The organism is Streptomyces flavofungini (genome assembly GCF_041028215.1).
Classification (GTDB): Bacteria; Actinomycetota; Actinomycetes; order Streptomycetales; family Streptomycetaceae; genus Streptomyces; species Streptomyces flavofungini_B.
On record NZ_JASKYR010000570.1, the window covers coordinates 1 to 4,311 of the forward strand.

At 67.3% G+C, this 4,311-nt stretch carries 5 protein-coding genes; 3 read left to right on the forward strand and 2 right to left on the reverse strand.

Translation table 11 applies throughout. The features are described 5' to 3' along the window. The first annotated feature begins 26 nt into the window (after nucleotides 1-26). Together pstA and pstB are read left to right on the forward strand one after the other, a co-directional pair. Nucleotides 27-1,046 (forward strand): phosphate ABC transporter permease PstA, encoded by a 1,020-nt coding sequence (pstA, locus tag AB8Z36_RS29875; RefSeq protein ID WP_369216511.1) that lies wholly within the window; start codon nucleotides 27-29, stop codon nucleotides 1,044-1,046. 63 nt (nucleotides 1,047-1,109) lie between these two features. Beyond that, nucleotides 1,110-1,886: a phosphate ABC transporter ATP-binding protein PstB gene (gene pstB / locus AB8Z36_RS29880; protein WP_369216508.1), complete on the forward strand. Its 777-nt coding sequence runs from the start codon at nucleotides 1,110-1,112 to the stop codon at nucleotides 1,884-1,886. 125 nt (nucleotides 1,887-2,011) lie between these two features. Here pstB and AB8Z36_RS29885 read toward each other — a convergent pair whose 3' ends face one another. Beyond that, entirely contained in the window at nucleotides 2,012-3,010 is a 999-nt protein-coding gene (locus tag AB8Z36_RS29885; RefSeq protein WP_369216509.1) for an inorganic phosphate transporter, read from the reverse strand. A gap of 8 nt (nucleotides 3,011-3,018) precedes the next feature. Next, the gene (locus tag AB8Z36_RS29890; RefSeq protein WP_030784908.1) at nucleotides 3,019-3,639 is read right to left on the reverse strand and encodes a DUF47 domain-containing protein; all 621 of its coding nucleotides are present in this window, start codon (nucleotides 3,637-3,639) and stop codon (nucleotides 3,019-3,021) included. Nucleotides 3,640-3,852: 213 nt separating this feature from the next. Here AB8Z36_RS29890 and AB8Z36_RS29895 point away from each other — a divergent pair, with 213 nt between their 5' ends. Beyond that, nucleotides 3,853-4,230, forward strand: coding sequence for a metal-sensitive transcriptional regulator (locus AB8Z36_RS29895; protein WP_369216510.1), 378 nt, complete (start codon nucleotides 3,853-3,855; stop codon nucleotides 4,228-4,230). Nucleotides 4,231-4,311: the final 81 nt, after the last annotated feature.

Here is a 4,311-nt window from a genome sequence, read left to right on the forward strand (position 1 = left end):
ACCCGCTCGTCAAGCGTCCCCCGACGCTGAAGGCCGCGAGCCTGCCGCGCTGGTCGCCGCTGGCCGTCGCCGTCGGCTCGGCCGCCGTCGGCATCGGCATCGGCGCCGGAGCGGGCCTGGACAGCCGCATCCAGTGGGGCCTGATCGCCGCGCTCCTGTTCATCACGGGCTCCTACGCCCTCGCCGTGGCCGTCGAGGGCACCCGCCAGGCCAGGGACCGCCTCGCCACCTCGCTGGTCTGGGTCATGTTCCTGCTGGCCGTCGTCCCGCTGGCGTCGCTGATCTACGAGACGGTCCAGCGCGGCATCAAGGTCTTCGACGTCTACTTCCTGACCACCTCGATGGGTGTCCTGTCCGACGACGAGACCGGCGGCGGCATCTACCACGCGATCATCGGCACCCTGGAGCAGGTGCTCCTGGCCTCCGCGATCGCCGTGCCGATCGGCCTGCTCACCGCCGTCTATCTCGTCGAGTACGGGCGCGGGAAGCTCTCCAAGGTCATCACGTTCTTCGTGGACGTCATGACCGGCATCCCCTCGATCGTCGCGGGTCTGTTCGTCCTCAGCTTCTGGATCCTCATCCTCGGCTTCGGCTACTCCGGCTGGGCCGGTGCCATGGCGCTCGCCATCCTGATGATGCCAGTGATCGTGCGCTCCACCGAGGAGATGCTCAAGCTCGTCCCGAACGAGCTGCGCGAGGCCTCGCTCGCCCTCGGCGTGCCGAAGTGGCGCACGATTCTCAAGGTCGTCCTGCCCACCGCGATCGGCGGCATCACCACGGGCGTCATGCTCTCGGTGGCCCGCATCGCCGGTGAGACCGCGCCGGTCCTGCTGCTGGTCTGGGTGAACCCCCTCATCAACACGAACCCCTTCGACGGTTCGCAGGCCTCGCTGCCGCTGTACGTGTACCAGCAGTACGCGGCGGGCACCGACGCCAGCTACGACCGCGCCTGGGCGGCGGCGCTCGCCCTGATCGGCTTCATCATGATCCTCAACCTGGCGGCCCGCGGCGTAGCCCGCTGGAAGGCCCCCAAGACGGGCCGCTGACCGCGGCCACTCAGCGACCCCGACGCACCTCTCCAGAGCTTTCCGAAAGAAGCAGTGATCCCCATGGCCAAGCGAATCGACGTATCGGGCCTGACCGCCTACTACGGCTCCCACAAGGCGATCGACGACATCTCGATGACCGTGGAACCGCGCTCGGTGACGGCCTTCATCGGCCCGTCCGGCTGCGGCAAGTCCACCTTCCTGCGCACCCTGAACCGGATGCACGAGGTCACCCCCGGCGGCCGTGTCGAGGGCAAGGTCCTCCTGGACGACGAGGACCTCTACGGCAACGGCGTGGATCCGGTGGCCGTGCGCCGCACGATCGGCATGGTCTTCCAGCGCCCGAACCCGTTCCCCACGATGTCGATCTTCGACAACGTCGCCGCGGGCCTCAAGCTCAACGGCTCGTACAAGAAGTCCGAGCTGAACGACATCGTCGAGAAGTCCCTCAAGGGCGCGAACCTCTGGAACGAGGTCAAGGACCGCCTGAACAAGCCGGGCTCCGGCCTCTCCGGCGGCCAGCAGCAGCGCCTGTGCATCGCGCGGGCCATCGCGGTCGAGCCGCAGGTCCTCCTCATGGACGAGCCGTGCTCGGCCCTGGACCCCATCTCGACCCTCGCGATCGAGGACCTGATCGGCGAGCTGAAGGAGCGCTTCACGATCGTCATCGTGACGCACAACATGCAGCAGGCCGCCCGCGTCTCCGACCGCACGGCCTTCTTCAACCTGGCCGCGGTCGGCCAGCCCGGCAAGCTCGTCGAGATCGACGAGACCGAGCGGATCTTCTCCAACCCCTCGGTGCAGGCGACGGAAGACTACATCTCCGGCCGCTTCGGCTAAACGGCTCCCCGCCCCCCGACTCCCCGCGGTGCTGCATGGCGGTGCCACCGCAGGGACAACAAGAAGGGCCCGCCCCTGGCTCCCGGGGGCGGGCCCTTCCACGTACCGCTGATGCTGCCCGGCGGCTACAGGAACGCGAAGTTCACGATGTAGAAGCTGAGCGCGGCGACGATCGCGGCCGCGGGCATGGTGATGAACCAGCCCAGAATAATGTTCTTGGCGACGCCCCACCGCACGGCGTTGACCCGCTTCGTCGCGCCCACACCCATGATCGCGGACGTGATGACATGCGTGGTGGAGATCGGCGCGTGGAACATGAACGCGGTGGTGAACATGATGCCCGCGCCGGTCGTCTCGGCGGCGAAGCCCTGCGGCGGGTCCAGCTCGATGATCTTGCGGCCGAGGGTCCGCATGATGCGCCAGCCGCCCGCGTACGTACCCGCCGACAGCATGAGCGCACAGGCGATCTTGACCCAGATCGGGATGGGCGCGTCGGCGCTCTGCACATCGGAGATGACGAGCGCCATCACCACGATGCCCATCGTCTTCTGCGCGTCCTGGAGACCGTGGCCGAGCGCCATGCCCGCCGCGGACACCGTCTGCGCGATGCGGAACCCGCGCTTCGCCTTGTGCGGGTTGGACCTGCGGAACATCCACATGATCGCGCACATGACCAGGTAACCGACGACGAGGCCGACGAACGGGGAGAGGAACATCGGGATGACGATCTTGTCGACCACCCCGGACCAGATGACCCCGATGCCACCGGCGAGCGCCGCGCCGACCATGCCGCCGAAGAGCGCGTGCGACGAGGAGGAGGGCAGGCCGAAGTACCAGGTGATGAGGTTCCACACGATGGCGCCGATGAGCGCGGCGAAGAGGATCCACATCCCCTTGTCGCCGTGCGGGGTCTCGATGATCCCCTCACTCACGGTCTTGGCGACCCCGCTGCCCATGAAGGCGCCCGCGAGGTTCATCACGGCGGCCATCGCGAGCGCCGCGCGGGGCGTCAGGGCCCGCGTGGAGACGGACGTGGCGATGGCGTTCGCGGAGTCGTGGAAACCGTTCGTATAGGTAAATCCGAGCGCGACGCCAATGGTCACGACCAGTGCAAAGGTGTCCATGGCGAGGCTCAGGACTCCTTGACCGCGATGGTCTCCACAGTGTTCGCCACGTGCTCGAAGGCGTCGGCGGCCTCTTCCAGCACATCCACGATCTGCTTGAGCTTCAGCACCTCGATGGCGTCGTACTTGCCGTTGAAGAGCTGGGCGAGGAGCTTGCGGTGGATCTGGTCGGCCTGGTTCTCCAGACGGTTGACCTCGATCCAGTACTCGGTGAGGTTCTCCATGGTCCGCAGGTTCGGCATGGCCTCGGCGGTGAGCTCCGCGGCCCGGGAGAGGACCTCGATCTGCTGCTCGACGCCCTTGGGAAGCTCCTCGACCTGGTACAGCACGACCAGGTCGACGGCCTCCTCCATGAAGTCCATGATGTCGTCCAGGGACGACGCGAGGTTGTAGATGTCCTCGCGGTCGAACGGCGTGATGAACGAGGAGTTCAGCTGGTGGAAGATCGCATGCGTCGCGTCGTCTCCCGCGTGTTCCGCGGCCCGCATACGCTCTGCGATCTCGGCTCGTGCGGACGAATCCGCGCCGAGCAGTTCCATCAGGAGCTTCGAGCCCGTGACGATGTTGTCCGCGGATGCGGCGAACATGTCGTAGAAGCTCGTCTCCCTGGGGGTCAGACGAAAGCGCACGTGGGGTCCTCGGGGTGCTCTGGATGCGGTCAGGCTGATGCTAGGCGCATCATCCGGCCACGGCTAACCGGCCGCCCTCCAGTGTCGCCCATCAGGCACAGTGATCAGCACGCCCCCCGGGAAATGGGCTAGAATATACCCACCGGGGGTATGCGAATCGGCACCAAATGCAAAGTACGCACCCAAGCACAGCAAGTCCCAGAGGAGGACGCGATGACGACCACCGAGGCGGCCGACGCGGCCGTACCGCCCCCGTCGGAGCCCGAAGCGCCCTCCGAGCCCTCCGAGCCCGCGGATCACGCGCACGGGGTGCACGGGTACCACAAGCAGAAGGACGAGCACCTCAAGCGCCTGCGCCGCATCGAGGGCCAGATCAGGGGCCTCCAGCGGATGGTCGAGGAGGACGTCTACTGCATCGACATACTCACGCAGGTCTCGGCCGGCACGAAGGCCCTCCAGTCCTTCGCCCTCCAGCTCCTGGAGGAACACCTGCGCCACTGCGTGGCCGACGCGGCGGTCAAGGGCGGCACGGAGATCGACGCGAAGGTGGAAGAGGCCACCAAGGCGATCGCCCGAATGCTCCGCACGTAACGCTGCCGCTGCACCGTAACGGGCCTCCGATCCCAACCCCCGGGTCCSKSCSRCCCCGCCGCTCACCGCAGGGACCCGGGC